Source organism: Couchioplanes caeruleus, assembly GCF_003751945.1.
Taxonomy (GTDB): Bacteria; Actinomycetota; Actinomycetes; order Mycobacteriales; family Micromonosporaceae; genus Actinoplanes; species Actinoplanes caeruleus.
The window spans coordinates 7,680,339-7,697,817 of the sequence record NZ_RJKL01000001.1; the positions used below are offsets into that span (position 1 = coordinate 7,680,339).

Genomic DNA, 17,479 nt, shown 5'->3' on the forward strand with positions numbered 1-17,479 from the left:
GTCCGACGCTGCCCGACGAGGAGACCTCCATGCCCTTGGTCAACCAGCGCGTCGACGTCCCCGTGACGATCGACGAGAGCCTTTGCATCGACGGCTGCACCCTGTGCGTCGACATGTGCCCGCTCGACTCGCTCGCGATCGACCCGCAGAGCGGCAAGGCGTACATGCACGTCGACGAGTGCTGGTACTGCGGCCCCTGCGCCGCCCGCTGCCCCAGCAATGCCGTGACGGTCAATATGCCGTTCCTGATCCGGTGAGGTCACCCATGAAGAGACCACGTTCCGCTTCCCTGCTGATCGCCCTGGTCACCGGACTGGCCGGTTGCACCGTCGCCGGCCAGGCCCACGAGAGCGACGCGGAACCTGTCGTGGTCGGCTACCAGTCGAAGACCATCAACACGGTGACCGCGGGGACGCTGCTGCGGGCCCAGGGCTACTTCGAGACCCGGCTGGAGGAGCTGGGCCGGCACACGGGCAAGAAGTACGCCGTGACGTGGCAGGACTACGACACCGGCGCACCGATCACGGCGCAGATGATGGCCGGAAAGATCGACATCGGCTCGATGGGCGACTACCCGCTGCTGATCAACGGTGCCCGCGGCCAACAATCGGCCGGCACGCGCACCAAGCTGGTCGCCACCACCGGCTACAACCTGCGGGGCGCGCTGAACACGGTCGTGGTGGCGCCGGACTCGCCGGTCCGTACGCTCGCCGACCTCAAGGGCAAGGTCGTCTCGGCCAGTTCCGGCTCGGCCGGCCACGGGCTGCTCGTCCAGGCGCTGCGCAGGAGCGGGCTGGACCCGGAGAAAGACGTCAGGGTCGAGAACCAGCAGCCGCCGGTCGGCGCGTCCGCGCTGCAGTCCGGCAACGTCGCCGCGCTGTCGCAGTTCGTCGCCTGGCCCGGACTCCTCGTGCACCAGGGCAACGCCGAGGTGCTCTACGACGGCGGCGAGCTCGGGGTGCCGACGCTGCACGGCACCGTCGTCCGGGAGCAGTACGCCGCCGACCACCGCGACGTCGTGAAAGCCTTCCTGCGGGCCCAGATCGACGCCAACCGGTTCCTCTGGAGCCGGCCGCTGGATGCCGCGAGCATCGTCGCGCAGCAGACCGGGCTGCCGCCCGAGGTGGTCTACCTCTACAACGGCGCCAACGGCATCGCCACCTTCGACCCGACCATCAAGGCGCCCCTGCGCGCCGCGCTCGAGCAGGACGTGCCGTTCCTCAAGTCCATCGGGGTCCTGCAGCAGATCGACCTCGGCGCTTTCGTCGACGACAGCCTCATCCGCGAGGTCTACGGCACCGGGTACGACGCCGACGCCGCGGGCACCGCCAACAAGGCTGCCCTCACCGGCACCGACCCGGTGCGCCGTCGCCCCGTCGCCGACCCGGCGCTGGCCGGTGAGCTGTGGGTGGGTGACCGTACCCGGGCCGCGGCCGATCCGACCTGCCTGCTGCGCGCCGTGAAGGCGGCCCGGGCCGCGGGGCAGCAGGTCAGGGCCGCCTACGTGCCGGACGCCGGCACGGGCACCCGGTGGTTCGCCGACAAGAGCACGTGGGTCCGCGACGGCGCCGCGTTCCGCCCGTTCGCCGGCAGGGCCGCGGCCCAGCGGTACGTCGCGGCACACGCCGGGGCGACCGTGGTGCCGTACGCCGAGGCGGTGCAGGCCTCGTGACCGCCCTCTCCACGGCGGCCCCCGCCGCCCGTACGGACGAACCCGTGACCCCGTCGCCGCGGCGCGTCGTGCGACGGCCGTCCCCGCTGCGCTGGGCCATCCGGATCGGGTCGCTCGTCGCCGCACTGGTGGCGTGGCAGTGGCTCACCACGGCCGACGTCACCGTGGGCGTCCGCTTCGACCGGCTGCCCACGCCGTTGGCCGTGGGCGAGCACTTCGCCCACGTCGCCGGCGATCCGGTGTACTACCAGGACATCGCGCAGAGCCTGGTCCGCATCCTGACCGGGTTTGCCCTCGCCGCCGTCGCGGGCGTGGCCGCCGGCGTCGCGGTCGCCCGCTCGTGGCTGCTGTCCGACGTGCTCGAGCCGCTGTTCGAGGTGGTGCGCCCGATACCCGCGATCGCCCTCGTGCCGATCGCGATCCTGCTCTTTCCCCGCAACGAGCAGGGCATCGTGTTCATCACCTTCACCGCCGCGTTCTTCCCCATCCTCGTCAGCACCCGGCACGCCGTGCGCGCCCTTCCGACGGTGTGGGAGGACGCCGTCCGGACGATGGGCGGCGGCCGCTGGCGCGTCCTGGCGAGCGTCGTGCTGCCCGGCGCGCTGCCGGGCGTCCTCGGCGGGCTGTCGGTCGGCATCGGGGTGTCCTGGATCTGCGTGATCTCCGCCGAGATGATCTCCGGAGACTTCGGCGTCGGTTACCGGACCTGGCATGCCTACACCATCGTGGACTATCCGGCCGTTCTCGTCGGCATGGTCACCATCGGCGTGCTCGGCTGGACCACCGCCGCGGCGGTGGAACTGCTCGGCCGGCGCGTGACCCGATGGCTGCCCGCCCGCCAGGCGCAGGCCGGACGATGACGCTCACCGGCGACACCACGCTCACCGGCCCGGCCCGGCGCACCGGCCTGCGGTTGCGGGCCGAGGGCGTCAGCCTCGGGTACGGCGCCGAGCCCGTCCTGCGGGACCTCACGCTCGCCGTGGCCCCGGGGGAGATCCTGGTGGTGGCCGGCGCGTCCGGCTGCGGCAAGTCCACTCTGCTGCGCACGTTCGCGGGGCTGCAACCGGTCACCGGCGGCAGCCTCACCGCCGACGGAACCGCCATCCGGGGGCCGTCGCCCGACCGCGCGCTGGTCTTCCAGGACGATGCGCTGCTGCCCTGGCGCAGTGCGCACCGCAACGTCGAGCTGCCGCTGTCCATCCGCAGGGTGCCCCGGGCCGAGCGGCGGGAGCAGGCCCGCCACTGGCTGGCCCGGGTCGGCCTCGCCGGGCAGGAACACCGGCTGCCGGCCCAGCTCTCCGGCGGCATGCGGCAGCGGGTCCAGCTCGCCCGTACGCTCGCGGGCGGGCCTCGGGCGATCCTCATGGACGAACCGTTCGGCGCGCTCGACGCGCAGACCCGCGCCGCGATGCAGCGGCTGCTCGTCGACGTCCTGCGCGCCACCGAGGCCACCGTCGTGTTCGTCACCCACGACGTCGATGAGGCGCTGGTCATCGGGGACCGGGTCGCCGTGCTCGGTCCCGAGGGCGTACGGACCGTCGTCGACGTTCCGCAACCGCGCGACCTCGCCACCCGCGGCACGCCGGTGACGCGGACCGCCCGCTCCACGATCCTCGCCGCGCTCGGCGCCGAGTATCCCCGCGGCGGAGAACCCGAGAGAATCCCCGAGGACAGGACCGGATGATGCACGCTCCCGCCCCCACCGACCGCCGCGAACTCGCCTGCGACGTCCTCGTCATCGGCGGCGGCACCGCGGGAACCATGGCCGCGCTGTCGGCGGCCGAACGCGGCGCCCGCGTCCTGCTGCTGGAGAAGGCGCACGTGCGGCATTCCGGGGCGCTGGCCATGGGCATGGACGGCGTCAACAACGCCGTCATCCCCGGCAAGGCCACCCCCGAGGACTACGTCCGCGAGATCACCCGCGCGAACGACGGCATCGTCGACCAGCGCACGGTCATGCAGACCGCCACGCGCGGCTTCGCCATGGTCCAGCGCCTGGAGCGCTACGGCGTGAAGTTCGAGAAGGACGAGTACGGCGGGTACGCCGTACGGCAGGTGCACCGCTCCGGCCGGTACGTGCTGCCCATGCCGGAGGGGCGCGACGTGAAGAAGGTGCTCTACCGGATCCTGCGCACCCGCGAATACCGCGAGAAGATCCAGATCGAGAACCGGGTGATGCCCGTACGGGTGCTGACCAGCGGCGGACGGGCCGTCGGCGCGGCCGGCTTCGACACCCGCAGCGGCGAGTTCGTCACCGTGGCCGCCGGCGCGGTGATCCTGGCGACCGGCGCCTGCGGCCGGCTGGGGCTGCCGGCCAGCGGCTACCTCTACGGCACGTACGAGAACCCGACCAACGCCGGCGACGGGTACGCGATGGCCTACCACGCCGGAGCCGAGCTCTCCGGCATCGAGTGCTTCCAGATCAACCCGCTGATCAAGGACTACAACGGTCCCGCCTGCGCGTACGTGGCGAACCCCTTCGGCGGCTACCAGGTCAACAACCGCGGTGAACGCTTCGTCGACTGCGACTACTGGTCCGGGCAGATGATGGCCGAGGTGGCGCGCGAGCTGGAATCCGACCGCGGCCCGATCTACCTCAAGCTGAGCCACCTGCCGGAGGAGTCGATCGGGCAGCTCGAAGGAATCCTGCACACCACCGAGCGGCCGACCCGCGGCACCTTCCACGCCGGCCGCGGCCACGATTACCGGACCCACGACGTGGAGATGCACATCTCCGAGATCGGCCTCTGCGGCGGACACTCCGCGTCCGGCGTCCGGGTGGACGAGAACGGCGCCACGACGGTTCCCGGACTCTACGCCGCCGGAGACCTGGCATGCGTGCCACACAACTACATGATCGGCGCCTTCGTCTTCGGCGATCTGGCCGGCACCCACGCCGCCACCCACCACCGCGCCACCGGGGAACTGCCCGCCGACCAGATCGCGGACGCGCACGAGCTGGTCTACCGTCCGCTGGGCAACCCGGACGGCCCGCCGCAGCCGCAGGTGGAGTACAAGCTGCGCCGGTTCGTCAACGACTACGTGGCCCCACCGAAGTCCGCGGCCAACCTGGAGATCGCGGTCGAGACGTTCCAGCGCATGACCGCGGAGATCGCCGGCATGGGCGCTCGTACGCCGCACGAGTTGATGCGGTGCGCGGAGGTGACGTTCATCCGCGACTGCGCCGAGATGGCGGCACGGGCGTCCCTCGTGCGCACCGAGAGCCGCTGGGGTCTGTACCACGACCGCACCGACCATCCCGGACGCGACGACGGCGAGTGGTTCTACCACCTCGACCTGCGGCGCCGCGCGGACGGCGGCATGGAGTTCGTGAAGCGGCCGGTGCCCGAGTACCTCGTCCCGGTCGACGACCTCCGGCCCCCGCAGGCGCCGGGGGAGAGCGTCGTCGCGGAGGTCCACCGGTTCGGCACGGCGGCGCCCGGCCGCGCCGAGACCCGTCCGGCCGAGCGGGCGAGCGGGCCCGCCGCCGACCGGATCGTGGCGGTGCTCGCCCTGGCCGACCGCGAGTCGACGCTCGCGGCGTTCCGGCCCTTCCTCGGCGATCCCGAGCCGGATGTGCGCCGTACCGCGGTCGCGATCCTGACCGAGGCGGCACCCGAGGGCGTCGGCGACGCCCTCGTCGACGGGCTGCATGACTCGCATGCGGACGTCCGCGCCGCCGCGGCGGCCGGCCTGCGCGAGCTGGCGGACGTCCTGCCCGGGTCGGTGGCCCTGGCGATGCGCCTGCGTGCCGCCGGGGCGAGCGCGGACCCGCTCGTGCGCCAGGTGGTCGTGGAACTGCAGCGGACGACCGGGGTCGGCCGCGCCGACGACTTCCGCGGCGCGGTCGCCGACGCCGACGCCGGCGTACGCCTGCAGGCCGTCCGCGGCCTGGTGCGGCGCGACGACGTCTCAGGACTCGCGGCCGCGGCGGCCGACCCGGCACGGGAGGTACGCGTCGCGGTGGCGCACGGCGTCGGCACGGTCGCGGACCCGCACGGGGCTCCGGTGCTGCGGCGGCTCTGCACCGACGCCGATCCGCTGGTCCGGGCCGCCGCACTGCAGGCCGCCAGGCAGATCGGTTGCCACGGTGACCTGCTCGCCGTGGCGCTGGACGCGATGGCGGACCCGTCGTGGCAGGTGCGGGTGGGAGCGGCGACGGCGCTCGGCGGTGCCGACCCGGACGTCGCCGTACCGGCGCTGACCGGGGCTGCCCGCGACCCGAACCTCGACGTGCGGCGCTCAGCCGTCCGATCTCTGGCCGGGTGGGCGTACCGCCCCGAGGTGGCCACCGTCCTGCGGTCCGCGTCGACCGACCCGGACGCCGACGTCCGCGCCTATGCCCGCCGTGCCCTGGCGGCCGGCACCGCCGCCGATCGGTCAGTCGTCGGTCAGTAGCGCTCCGGTCGTGGCGTCGACGTCGACCTCGCCCTCCCGGCCGGAGCGCTCGAACTTCACCTCCCAGACGGGTGCGCCGCCCTCCTCGTCGAGTTCGGCCTCCGTGACGCGGGCGCCGGGGAAGGCGTCCTCGACGATGGCGGCGGCCTGGGTGGCGTTGACGCGGCGGGGCCCGAACCGGGCGTCGAGGTCCGGGTCGATCTCCAGGTCGAAGGGCGGCCGGCCCGGAGCCGGAGCGGTGACGCGCCGCTCGTCGCGGTCCTTGGCGCTGGCGACGGCTGTCCCGGCCGTGAGAACGAGGGCGATCCCGGCGACGGTGGTGATGACGGCCTTACGCATGGGTTGCTCCTTTGCTGCTCCGTGTGCCCTGCGGTACGCCTCCCGGTCACCGGCGGACGGGAGCCTGGGAGTGTTCTGACCGCGTGCTGGCCGATTCCTGGCCGTCTCCTGGCATAGGCGCCGCGGCCGCCTTCAACCGATGGGGCGGCCGGTGCGTATCCATCACCGTCCGGGACGCCCGGCACGGAGCGGGAGATGGTGGGATGCGGGTTCTGCTGGTCGAGGACGACGATTCGATCGCCGAGCCCCTGGTCGCCGGGCTGAGCCGGTACGGCATGGCGGTCAGGCGGGTGGCCACCGGGGCGGACGCACTGGCGGCGCCGCGCCCGGAGATGGTCCTGCTCGACCTCGGGTTGCCGGACATCGACGGCATCGAGGTGTGCCGGCGGCTGCGCAGCACCGACGACATCCCGCTGATCATGCTCACGGCGCGCGGGGACGAGGCCGACCGGGTCATCGGTCTGGAGCTGGGTGCCGACGACTATCTGGCCAAGCCCTTCAGTCTCCGGGAACTGGTGGCGCGCATGCACGCGGTCGGCCGCCGGGCCCGGCCTGTCGCGGCCGTGTCCCGGCCCGAGGGGCACGTGCCCCGGCTGGGTGCCCTGGTCATCGACCGGCGCACTCGTGAGGTGCGGCTGCGCGACACGGTGATCGGTCTCGCGCCGAAGGAGTACGACCTGCTCGTCCTGCTGGCGGCCGACCCGGGCGCGGTCGTGGCCCGCCGGGACATCCTCGAGGCGGTGTGGGAGCCGAACTTCTTCGGCCGCGGCAAGACCCTCGACTTCCACGTGGCGAGCCTGCGGCGCAAGCTCGGCGACCCGGCCTGGATCGAGACCCGCCGGGGTGTCGGGTTCCGCCTCGTCGTCCAGCCATGACGCGGCGGCTGCTGCTCACGTACCTCACCTTCGCGCTCTTGATCTTGATTGCCCTGGAGGTGCCGCTGGGGTACGTCTACCACCGCAGCGAGACCCAGCACGCGTTCGCGCAGTTGGAGCACGACGCCGAGGTGCTCGCCGCGTTCGTGGACACCGCGATGCGTAACGGGCAGCGGGAGCAGATCGACCTGCTGGCGCACGAGTCCGCCCAGCGCCTCGGCGGCGACGTCGACGTGGTCGACGCCCGCGGGTGGTTGCTGGCGAGCACGCATCCGGACCGGCATCCGCCCGGCAGCCTGGCCTCGGCGCCGGACATCCGTACGGTGCTGGAGGGTCAGGGGCGGATCAGCACCCGCGACGCCGAGGCGGGGGGAGCCGCCATCATGTCCGTGGCCGCGGCCGTCAATCCCGGGATGGCCGCGCAGGGCGCGGTGCGGGTCACCGTACCGAAAGGACCGCTTACCTCCCGGATCGAGCAGTTCTGGCTGCTGCTGGCCGGCGTCGGGGTGGTCGTGCTGGCGGCGGTGGCGCTGATCGCGCTGGCGCTGGCGCGCTGGATCAGCAAGCCGGTGCGCGCCCTCGAGCGGGCGACCCGGCGCCTGCCCGACGGCGTGCTGCCCGTGCCGGCGACGACCGGGCCGCCCGAGCTGCGGCGGCTCGCCGCCACCTTCCGGGCCACCGCCGAACGGATGCACAACCTGCTCGAGTCGCAGCGGTCCTTCGTGGGGCACGCGTCGCACCAGCTCAAGACGCCGCTGGCGGCGCTGCGGCTGCGTCTGGAGAACCTGGAGCCGGACATCGCGGACGGCGGCACCCGGGACCTCCAGGCGGCGATCACCGAGACCGACCGGCTCGCGCACATGGTGGAGACGCTGCTGGCGATGGCCCGCTCGGAGCAGAGCTCGTTGTCGCGCGAGCCGGTCGTGCTCGCCGGCGCGGTGGCGGACCGGATCTCCCTGTGGTCGCCGCTCGCGGCCGAGCGGCAGGTCCGGCTCACGTCCGCCGGGCCGCAGGAGGCGCGCGTGCAGGCGATCACCGGCGCGGTCGAGCAGATCATCGACAACCTGGTGTCCAACGCGCTGCGGGTGGCGCCGCCGGACAGCACCATCGCGATCACCTGGCGGCCGGGATCGGACGACACGGTGGAGCTGCATGTGGTCGACGCCGGGCCCGGACTGCCCCCGGAGCAGCGCGAGCGGGCCCTCGACCCGTTCTGGCGGGCCCCGGACGCGCCCAAGGACGGCACCGGGCTCGGCCTGTCACTGGTGCGCAAGCTCGCGACCGCCGGCGGCGGAACCGCGGTGCTGTGCCCGGCCGGCCGTACCGGAATCGACGCCGTGGTCACCTTCCCGGCTTCCTCCTGACTGTCCTGCGGGGAGGGTGTAGGCGCTGCCGGACGGGGTAGACCGCTCTTGTTTCCGTACGGCTGCGACCCATGGAGGATTCATGACCAGCACCCCCGCCGGCGAGCGGGACGTCATCGACGTCCTCACCGCCGACCACCGCGACGTCACCGCCCTGATCGCGGAGATCTGGACGGTCCAGGATCCGATGATCCGCCGAGACCTGACCGACACCGCCATCAGCGAGCTGGTGCGGCACGCCGTCGCCGAGGAGATGTACGTCTACCCGGCGATGCGCAAGCACCTGCCCGAGGGCGACAAGGCCGTCGAGCACGACGTGGAGGAGCACAAGGAGCTCGAGGAGGCGATGAAGAAGCTGGAGGATCTCGACGTCTCCGGCGTGGAGTTCGAGGAGGCGCTGCGCCGGCTCGAAGAGATCCTGACCGACCACGTGCAGGACGAGGAGTCCGACCAGTTCCCCGAGATGCGGCGCCGCATCCCCCGGGAGGAGCTCACCGAACTGGCCGGGAAGGTGGAGACCGCCAAGAAGCTGGCGCCCACCCGGCCGCACCCCGGCGCACCGAACAACGAGCTGTTCCACAAGCTGGTGGGACCGGGCGTGGGCCTGGTCGACCGGCTCCGTGACAAGCTCACCGGACGCGCCACCCGCTGACCGGACACGGCCGGCCATCCCGCGCCGGGGGTGGCCGGTCATTCGTCGGCACCGGTATACACTGAGTGTATATCCTCAGTGTATGCTCGCCGGTATGAGCGTTCCCCTCACCTTTCTGGGGCTGCTGGAGCGGCATCCCAGCCATGGCTACGACCTCAAGCGCGACTACGACGCCTTCTTCGCACGCGGCAAGCCATTGCCCTTCGGGCAGGTCTACTCGACCCTCAGCCGCCTGTCCCGCGACGGAAAGGTGGTGATCAGCGACGTCGAGCCCGGCGACGGCCCCGACCGGAAGCGCTATGTCATCACCGACCTGGGCGCCACGGAGGTCGAGCAGTGGCTGACCCAGCCGGTCGAGCCGGAGCCCCACCTGCAGAGCGTGCTGTTCACCAAGGTGGTGCTGGCGCTGATGCTGGACCGTCCCGCCGACGAGTACCTCGACACCCAGCGCCGCGCCCACGTCCAGCGCATGCGCGAGCTGACCACCGTCAAGCGCGCCGGTGGACTCATCGACGCGCTGCTCGCCGATCACGGCCTGTACCACCTGGAAGCGGACCTGCGGTGGATCGAGATGACCGGTGCCCGGCTGGACGCCCTGAAGAAGGCGGTGCGGCCGTGACCGACCTCCTGGAAGCGCGCGACTGCTGGTCGACAGTGACACTTCAGCATGGGTGTACGTGGAGTTCTCGTTCGGCCGGACCCCGGCACTGCGCGGCGCGAACCTCGCCGTGGAGGCGGGGGAGATCTTCGCCATCATGGGCCCGAGCGGCTCCGGCAAGTCGACGCTGCTGCACTGCCTGGCCGGCATCCTCGTGCCCGGCTCCGGCGAGATCCGCTTCGGTGGGGCCCGGATCGACTCGATGTCCGAGACGCAGCGCAGCCTCCTGCGCCGGGAACGGTTCGGGTTCGTGTTCCAATTCGGCCAGCTCGTCCCGGAGCTCACCGCGGTGGAGAACGTCGCCCTGCCGTTGCTGCTCAACGGGGTCCGCCGGGCGCAGGCGCTGCGCTCGGCACACGGATGGTTCGAGCGGCTGGGGCTCGAGGGCCTGCAGTCGCGCCGGTCCGGAGAACTCTCCGGCGGCCAGGCGCAGCGCGTCGCTCTCGCTCGCGGCCTGGTGGCAGAGCCGGAGATCCTGTTCGCCGACGAACCGACCGGGGCGCTGGACTCGCTCACCGGTGAACACGTCATGGAGCTGCTCGTCTCCACGGCCCGCGAGCAAGGCACCACGGTCGTGCTGGTCACCCACGAGCCACGGGTCGCCGCGTACGCCGACCGCGAGGCCATGGTGCGCGACGGGCGAGTCACCGCGCCGCAGAGGATCCCGTCGTGATCGGCTTCGGCCTGCGCCTGGCCGTGGCCGGCGGCCGCGAGGCCCTCACCCGCCTCGTGGTCATCGCCGCCGCGGTCGCGGTGGGCGCCGGGCTACTGCTGGCCACGCTCGCCGGGGTCAACGCGGTCAACGCGCAGCTCACGCGATACGCGATGCTGTTCCCCGCCGGTTCGACCGCCGGTGACGCGGATGCGCTGTGGTGGTCGACCCGGGAGGACTACTTCCAGGGTGCGCAGATCCTGCGCGTCGATGTCGCCGCGACCGGACCCGGCGCGCCGATACCGCCCGGCGTGCCGAAGACGCCCGGACCGGGGGAGTACTACGCCTCCCCGGCGAACCGTGGCCGGCGGACTGCTGTTCCCGGTACTGGTCTTCATCGGCACGGCCACCAGGCTGGGCGCCGCCCGCAGAGAGCAACGGTTCGCCGCGATGCGCCTGCTGGGCGCGACGCCGAAGCAGATCGCGCTGTTCGCCGCGATCGAGGCGAGCGTCGCGGCCGCCGTCGGCACCGCCCTGGGGTTCGTCCTGTTCTTCGCCTTACGAGACTCACTTGCGGCGATTCCGTTCACCGGTATGCCGTTCTTTCCCGGCGACATGTCGCTGAGCGTGCCGCACGTCCTGCTCGTCGCCGCCGGCGTCCCGGCCGGTGCCGCGGTGGCCGCCCAGATCTCGCTGCGTCGGGTCCGGATCTCCGCGCTCGGGGTCGCCCGGCGGGTCGCCCGGACCGCCCCGCGCCCGTACCGGCTGATCCCCGTGGCGCTCGGCGTCGGCGTGCTGATCTTCGGCATCGCGCACCGGCCCGCGACGTCCGGCGGCCAGACTGCCGTGTTCCTGCCGGGCATCCTCCTGATCATGGTCGGCCTGGTCCTCGCCGGCCCGTGGCTGACGATGGTGGTCGCACGGGCGATGGCGCGCCACGCCAGCCGGCCCGCCGCGCTCCTCGCCGCGCGGCGCCTCGCCGACAATCCGAAGGCCGGCTTCCGAGCCATCAGTGGAATCATGCTCGCCCTCTTCGTGACGAGCGTGGCGGTCGGTGTCGTCACCACGATCGTGGCCCATCGGGGGCCTGCCCCGATCGGCTCGACCGATGCCGGCACTCTGTCCGCAGTCTTTGCCGAGAACCCGCCGTCGGAGGCCGGGCCGGTGCTGAACGAACTGCGCGCGATCCCCGGCGTGCAGAGCACGACGGTGCTCCGCGCGAACCCGTTGACCGGGCCGGGCCACGATGTCGCGGTGGTCGCGTGTGCGGATATCCCGCAGCGCTTTGGCCGGTGCGCCCACGGCGCGAACGTCGCCGAGACGTCCATGGACCTCACCCCCGTCCGCGGATCAGCGTCGTCCACGACGATCTGGCCCGAGGCGGCGGTGCCACTCGATGATCTTGCCGAGCTGCCGATGGGGTCGATGGTCGTCGGCACGGACGGCTCGGCCGCCGCGATCGAGCGCTCGCGCACCACTCTCGAGGTGGCCTACCCGACGGCATTCTGGGCCGCTCCGAACGTCCCCGGCGACTTCGAGTCCCAGTTCGCCAGTCAGATGCGGGGCTGGCAGCAACTGGCCAACGTCATCATCATCGCCAGCCTCGTGCTCGCCGGTTGCAGTCTTGCGGTCAGCGTCGTCGGAGGTCTCACCGAACGCAAACGGCCGTTCAGCCTGCTGCGGCTCAGCGGCGTGTCCGTGCGGACGCTGCGCCGGGTGGTCGCACTGGAGAGCGCCGCGCCGATGCTCGTCGTGGCCGTCGTGTCCATAGCGACGGGTCTGCTCGCCGCACAGCTCTTCCTCGAGGCGCAGATGGACTACACCCTCGTCGCCCCTGGCGTGGGGTTCTACGCGATCGTCGCCGCCGGGATCGCGTCCTGCCTCGCCATCACCGCCGGCACCATGCCGTTGCTGGAGCGCATCACCGGCCCCGAGACGGCCCGCACCGCATAGCCGGACTGCCGCCGGGCGGGCCTGCCGGGCGGCTTCCCGACAACTCCCAGGAGCTTCCATGACGAACACCACGTTCATCGGCGGACGAGGAATGACACGCCGCGGCATGCTCGCCGCCGCGCTGGCAGCCGGGGCCGCCTTGCCGATCGGCGCGGCCCGCACCGCGTGGGCGGCACCCGCCTCGCGTCCGGCACGATTGACGCTGCCCCCGCCCACCGGCCCCTACCCGGTCGGTACGGTGCCGCTGCACCTCGTCGACACGGCGCGTCCGGACCCCGTGGCCGGACCGGGCCGTTACCGCGAGCTGATGGTGAGCCTCTGGTATCCCGCCCGTGACGTCGGCCGCCATCCGCTGACGCCGTGGATGTCCGCCGCTCTGCTGCGCGAACTGCTCACGTCGGCCGGTCTCGACCCCGATGCCGCGGCGGCGCCACTCACGACCGGACACGAGCGTGCCCCGGTCCGGCGGACGGGCGGGCGCCTGCCGGTGGTCGTGTTCTCGCACGGCGCCCACGATCACCGTTCCGATACCACGATCGTGGTGCAGGAACTCGCCAGCCACGGGTACGTGGTGGTCACTGTGGACCACACCTACGACGCGTTCACCGAGTTTCCCGACGGCCGGCTCGGCGTCCCGCTGGACGACCCGGCGCTGACACCGTGGGACTTCGCCCGGGACCTCACCTTCGTGCTCGACCGCATCGAGGACCTTGCGGCCGGCCGCAATCCCGACACGGCGGGCCGGCCGCTGCCGGCCGGCCTGAACGCCGCCCTCGACGCGCACCGCATCGGCATGTTCGGCTGGTCGAAAGGCGCCACGGCGACCGCTCTCGTGATGGCGGGGGACGAGCGGGTCAAGGCGGGGGTGAGCCTCGACGGCCCCATGCAGTCGCAACCACCGATAGGTGCCGAGCTGGATCGGCCGTTCATGCTGATGACTGCGGAGTACACCCGGGCGGCGGAACCGAGCGTCTCCCAGTTCTGGTCGAAGCTGCGCGGATGGCGACTCAACGTCCAGGCCGGCGGCGCGATCCACTCGTCGTACTGCGACCAGCAGTGGCTTCTCCCGCAACTGGCGAAGGTCATCGGACTACCCGACGAGAAGCTCACCGAATGGATCGGTGCCCTCGACCCGGGCAGGGCGGTGCGGATTCAGCAGGCGTACCCGCTGGCGTTCTTCGACCTTCACCTGCGAGGCCGGGGGTGCCTGCTCGACGGCCCGAACCCGGCCTTCCCCGAGGTGGTCTTCATCGCCTGACACGGCGTGCTCCCACGGATCACGTGCCGCCGGAGCGGTATCGGGTCATCTTGTCGCGGGCACCGCAGGCGCTCATGGAGCACCAGCGCCGCGTGCCCGCCCGCGACGTGTCGACGAAGAGCAGCGAACACTCGGCGTTGTCGCATTCGCGCAGTCGTGGCCCGGCGGCCCCGCCGATGACGTCCACGGCGTCGCGGGCCAGCAGAGCGAGCAGGGCCGGCGCGGTCACCCGGGCCGGCCGGGCGCAGAGTCCACTCGCCTCCGCGCACAGCTCGACCGCCGGCGGCGGCTTCGCCGCCCAGGCATTCACGGTGGCGACATCGTCCGGCGCCGGCCGGCACCGGCCCATCCGTGCCAGCATCAGCCGGTAGACGGCCTCGCGGAGCTCGCGGGCGTGGCGGAGGTCGGCCCGGGAGCAGCGCGGGTCGTTCCCGGTGAGCCCGGCCTCGGTGAACCACCGGCCCAGCGCGGCCGGTGCGGCGAGGCGCTCGAACCCGCCGTCCCGCCAGCGCTCGTCCACGGTGGCGGTGAAGTTCACCGACGGCCGGCCGCCGTGGAAACGAAATTTCACGGCGACTACGTTACCACTCTATGGGGTAACACAGATCACAGCTTCGTGTTACCTGTTCAACCGGTAGCGTGAGGGCGGCGCTCATTCGTCCCTGGAGGTGTCATGAGGTTCGCCGTCATCGGAGCGGGTGGTCTAGGCGGGTATCTCGGCGGCCGGCTCGCCGGCGCCGGCCACGACGTCACGCTGATCGCCCGGGGTTCCCATCTCGCGGCCCTGCGCGCCGCGGGGCTCACGGTGATCGGCGTCGACGGCGCGGCCACGGTCACGCCCGTCCGGGCCACGGACGACCCGACCGGCATCGGCGCCGTCGACGCCGTCCTGCTGGCGGTGAAGACCTGGCAGCTCGACGAGGCGCTCGCCGCGCTGCCGCCGCTCGCCGGCCCGGACACCGCCGTCATCACCGTGCAGAACGGCGTCGAGGCTCCGCACCGGGTCGCGCAGGCGGTCGGCCGGCACGCGGTCATGCCCGGCGTGGCCAAGGTGATCGCCATGCTCGCCGGGCCCGGCACGGTGCGCCACGCCGGCGGCCCGGGCGCGCTCGACCTCGCCGAATGGGACAACCGGCCGACCGGGCGGGCCGAGCGAATCCGCGAAGCGCTCGTCGGCGCCGGCATCACGACGACGCCTCCGGCCGACATCTGGGCCGACCTGTGGGCGAAGTTCCTGTTCGTGGTGCCCTCCGGCGGGCTCGGAGCGGTCACCGACGCGACCTTCGGGGTCCTTCGGCAACGGCCGGGCACGCGCCGGATCCTGCAAGCCGCGATGGCGGAGATCGAGGGACTCGCCCGTGCCCACGGCGTGGCGCTGCCGGCCGACATCGTGGCGAGAACCATGGCCTTCGTCGACCAGCAGCCGGCCGAGGGGACGACGTCGCTGCACCGCGACATCAAGGCCGGCCGCCGATCCGAGCTCGACGCCTGGACCGGCGCCGTCGTGCGGCTGGGTGCCCGCACCGGCACCCCGACGCCGGTGCACGACGTCATCCACGAAGTGCTCAGCCTGCGCGAAAGCGGGAGTGCCTCGGCGTAAGCGCCCCGATCGACAGCTTCGGCGGCGGCACGTTGAAGGCCATCTGACGCTCCGCCTACTCGAACGCCGAACACCGAGTTGTCGACACCATGAGCATGAGCCCCGCCAGGGAAACGCGCCGGATTGACGGCCATCCGACCGGAACGCTCACGCGTCGGCGGGCGAGAAGCTCACCCACTGATCGACGCAGCAGACCGGCCCGCTGGACGAACACCTCACGCCGTTCGTCAGCCTCACCGCCGGCGCCCACAACGTAGCCGACCAGCCAGACCCAGCCGGCGTACGTGACCCTCGGGTCGACACTGATGATGCGGAAACGCACCGACCGGCCGCCCGCGAACTGCACACTTGCCTGCGCAGTCAGGACCACCAGATCACCCGGTCTGGGCTCGCGCGGTTCGGCCAACTCCCGGGGACCGGTAGTCTGCCGAGTCACGAGATGCCGTGAGCCTTGCCGGTTTCCGGACCGTGCGTACCGCTCATCGCAAACGCCGATGCGCGCCGTGGTCCGGAGCGGGGGTCTGTTCGCTCTGCCAGGCGGCCAAGGCAGCTTTGACGCGATGATTCTCGGCGTACACGTCGGCCAGTTCGCGGTACAGCGACGCCATGTCATCCGCGACACGCGTGATGAAGCTCCGCATGTCGTTTGGATCACTCCGCGCCGGAGACCGCCGGCCGCTCGGAACCGGACGCCCAGAATGGCGTCGGGAGTCAATCGACCCCGACTGTGCGCCGGGTAGCTATTACTGGGCGCCGAATGCCGCGTCACATCTGCTCCCGAGCCAGCAGGTCCGGCAAGCCGCACGAGGCCAGGAAGCCGCGGACCGCGAGGAACCGGCCCACCCAAGGGCGCGGCCTAGATGCTGGCCGTGACGCCCTCACCAGCGCGCGTCGTGCGGCGTTGCGACGCAAGCCGCCGGCCGCGGCCCTCGCAGGACCGGTATTTCCCGATGACATGGGCATGTCCTGATGATGGTCCGCGGAGCGCCGTCAACCCATCACGAGCTGTAGTCCATCGAGGAGTAGATTGTATCCGTCGGCCGGATACGCATCCCTTGCGTTGCTATCCGGCACGCGGATAGGTGACCGCTCCGGCAGGTAGGGAGCCCACGTGAGCCCTCGGACCGCGACCGCGTTCAGCGTCCCCGCCCTGCTCTGGGAAACCGACGCCGTACTCGACGCCCTGGCGGCCCGCGACGTCGCCCAACTTTTCCGGCTCATCCAACGCGAGACCCGAGTCAGCCAAACCCACCTCGGCGTGGCCACTGGCCTCAGCCAGGCCCAGGTCAGCGAGATCATCGGCGGCGGCCGCAAGGTCAGCAGCGTCGACGTACTCACTCGCATCGCCGCCGGCCTCTGCATGCCCACCGACGCGCGGGTCACGCTGCTGTTGGGTGAACGGACCCAGACCGCCTCCCGCGAAAACAGCCACGCATCCGCACAGACACGCGAGCAGACCGACCAGATCTTGGCTGAGCAGTACTCCGACGTCGACGCGGTCTACCCGAGCCGGTCGGAGTTCACGTCCCGGATGCCGCCTCACGCCCTCTTCGACTGCGCCACGGACATCCGCGCCGCCGGGCTGTCCCTCAATCTCATCTGTCAGCAGTACGCGGACACGCAGCTGACCCAACTCGTCCGCGACGGCGCTCGGCTTCGGTTGCTCTTCCTAAACCCCGCGGGCAGGGGAATCCGCCAACGCGAGGAAGAAGAAGGCCACATCGCCGGGCACCTCGGCGCGCTTACGACCCTCAACCTGCAAGGCGTACTGAGGGTCCGCGACCGACTTCCCGTCGACTTGCGCGAGCGGATCGAGGTCGCCACGTACGACCAGACCATCCGCTTCAACATCACGATCATCGACCAGAGACTCTGCGTCGCCCAGCCATACCTACCTCACGTCCGAGGCGTCGAGTCTCCCACAATGGTGATCAAGAAGCGGTTGTCCACCGGCGGTCTCTACCCCGTCTTCGAGCGCGCCTTCGACGAGCTATGGGACGGTGGACAGCCTAGATGACCCACTACGCCGACCTTCTCCCCATCGCCCACCACGCCGTC

Annotated in this window: 17 protein-coding genes; 14 read left to right on the forward strand and 3 right to left on the reverse strand. The window is 71.9% G+C overall.

What is annotated here, in order from left to right:
• Positions 1-29 precede the first annotated feature (29 nt).
• From EDD30_RS34605 to EDD30_RS34625, 5 genes are read left to right on the forward strand one after another with little or no spacing between them, the layout of a single operon-like run.
• Complete coding sequence (locus EDD30_RS34605; protein ID WP_071803824.1) at positions 30-257, forward strand: 4Fe-4S dicluster domain-containing protein; 228 nt, start codon at positions 30-32, stop codon at positions 255-257.
• An 8-nt stretch (positions 258-265) separates the two neighbouring features.
• Complete coding sequence (locus tag EDD30_RS34610; RefSeq protein WP_071803825.1) at positions 266-1,672, forward strand: ABC transporter substrate-binding protein; 1,407 nt, start codon at positions 266-268, stop codon at positions 1,670-1,672.
• Entirely contained in the window at positions 1,669-2,532 is an 864-nt protein-coding gene (locus tag EDD30_RS34615) for an ABC transporter permease (protein ID WP_084556192.1), read from the forward strand. The genes EDD30_RS34610 and EDD30_RS34615 overlap by 4 nt, the downstream gene beginning before the upstream one ends.
• Positions 2,529-3,356, forward strand: a complete 828-nt coding sequence (locus EDD30_RS34620) for an ABC transporter ATP-binding protein (RefSeq protein ID WP_123678679.1) — start codon at positions 2,529-2,531, stop codon at positions 3,354-3,356. Before EDD30_RS34615 ends, EDD30_RS34620 begins: the two co-directional genes overlap by 4 nt.
• Positions 3,353-6,070, forward strand: coding sequence for a fumarate reductase/succinate dehydrogenase flavoprotein subunit (locus EDD30_RS34625; protein WP_244945503.1), 2,718 nt, complete (start codon positions 3,353-3,355; stop codon positions 6,068-6,070). Before EDD30_RS34620 ends, EDD30_RS34625 begins: the two co-directional genes overlap by 4 nt.
• On the opposite strand, the gene EDD30_RS34630 is transcribed toward EDD30_RS34625, so the two are convergent.
• Complete coding sequence (locus EDD30_RS34630) at positions 6,053-6,409, reverse strand: PepSY domain-containing protein (RefSeq protein WP_071806624.1); 357 nt, start codon at positions 6,407-6,409, stop codon at positions 6,053-6,055. The two genes, EDD30_RS34625 and EDD30_RS34630, sit on opposite strands and share 18 nt — an antisense overlap.
• Positions 6,410-6,612: 203 nt before the next feature.
• Here EDD30_RS34630 and EDD30_RS34635 point away from each other — a divergent pair, with 203 nt between their 5' ends.
• From EDD30_RS34635 to EDD30_RS34665, 7 genes are all read left to right on the forward strand, one after another.
• Entirely contained in the window at positions 6,613-7,284 is a 672-nt protein-coding gene (locus tag EDD30_RS34635; RefSeq protein ID WP_071806623.1) for a response regulator transcription factor, read from the forward strand.
• Positions 7,281-8,648 carry a sensor histidine kinase gene (locus EDD30_RS34640; protein WP_071806622.1) on the forward strand — a complete coding sequence of 456 codons (1,368 nt, stop codon included), beginning with the start codon at positions 7,281-7,283 and terminating at the stop codon, positions 8,646-8,648. The genes EDD30_RS34635 and EDD30_RS34640 overlap by 4 nt, the downstream gene beginning before the upstream one ends.
• Before the next feature lie 82 nt (positions 8,649-8,730).
• Positions 8,731-9,300 (forward strand): hemerythrin domain-containing protein, encoded by a 570-nt coding sequence (locus EDD30_RS34645; RefSeq protein WP_071806621.1) that lies wholly within the window; start codon positions 8,731-8,733, stop codon positions 9,298-9,300.
• A 94-nt stretch (positions 9,301-9,394) separates the two neighbouring features.
• Positions 9,395-9,919, forward strand: coding sequence for a PadR family transcriptional regulator (locus EDD30_RS34650; RefSeq protein WP_071806627.1), 525 nt, complete (start codon positions 9,395-9,397; stop codon positions 9,917-9,919).
• Between the two features lie 58 nt (positions 9,920-9,977).
• A complete protein-coding gene (locus tag EDD30_RS34655) occupies positions 9,978-10,631 on the forward strand; it encodes an ABC transporter ATP-binding protein (protein ID WP_244945504.1) in 654 nt (217 codons plus the stop codon).
• Between the two features lie 339 nt (positions 10,632-10,970).
• On the forward strand, positions 10,971-12,563 hold the full coding sequence (locus EDD30_RS34660) for an ABC transporter permease (protein ID WP_244945505.1): 1,593 nt from the start codon (positions 10,971-10,973) through the stop codon (positions 12,561-12,563).
• Between the two features lie 58 nt (positions 12,564-12,621).
• The gene (locus EDD30_RS34665) at positions 12,622-13,821 is read left to right on the forward strand and encodes an alpha/beta hydrolase family protein (protein WP_071806619.1); all 1,200 of its coding nucleotides are present in this window, start codon (positions 12,622-12,624) and stop codon (positions 13,819-13,821) included.
• 19 nt (positions 13,822-13,840) lie between these two features.
• Here EDD30_RS34665 and EDD30_RS34670 read toward each other — a convergent pair whose 3' ends face one another.
• A complete protein-coding gene (locus tag EDD30_RS34670; protein ID WP_071806618.1) occupies positions 13,841-14,392 on the reverse strand; it encodes a CGNR zinc finger domain-containing protein in 552 nt (183 codons plus the stop codon).
• 102 nt (positions 14,393-14,494) lie between these two features.
• On the opposite strand from EDD30_RS34670, the gene EDD30_RS34675 reads away from it, so the two are divergent.
• Positions 14,495-15,421: a 2-dehydropantoate 2-reductase gene (locus EDD30_RS34675; protein WP_071806617.1), complete on the forward strand. Its 927-nt coding sequence runs from the start codon at positions 14,495-14,497 to the stop codon at positions 15,419-15,421.
• Between the two features lie 479 nt (positions 15,422-15,900).
• Here EDD30_RS34675 and EDD30_RS39575 read toward each other — a convergent pair whose 3' ends face one another.
• Positions 15,901-16,062 (reverse strand): hypothetical protein, encoded by a 162-nt coding sequence (locus EDD30_RS39575; RefSeq protein ID WP_170047389.1) that lies wholly within the window; start codon positions 16,060-16,062, stop codon positions 15,901-15,903.
• Positions 16,063-16,532: 470 nt separating this feature from the next.
• On the opposite strand from EDD30_RS39575, the gene EDD30_RS34685 reads away from it, so the two are divergent.
• Entirely contained in the window at positions 16,533-17,438 is a 906-nt protein-coding gene (locus tag EDD30_RS34685; protein ID WP_071806615.1) for a DUF5919 domain-containing protein, read from the forward strand.
• The last annotated feature ends 41 nt before the right edge of the window (positions 17,439-17,479 follow it).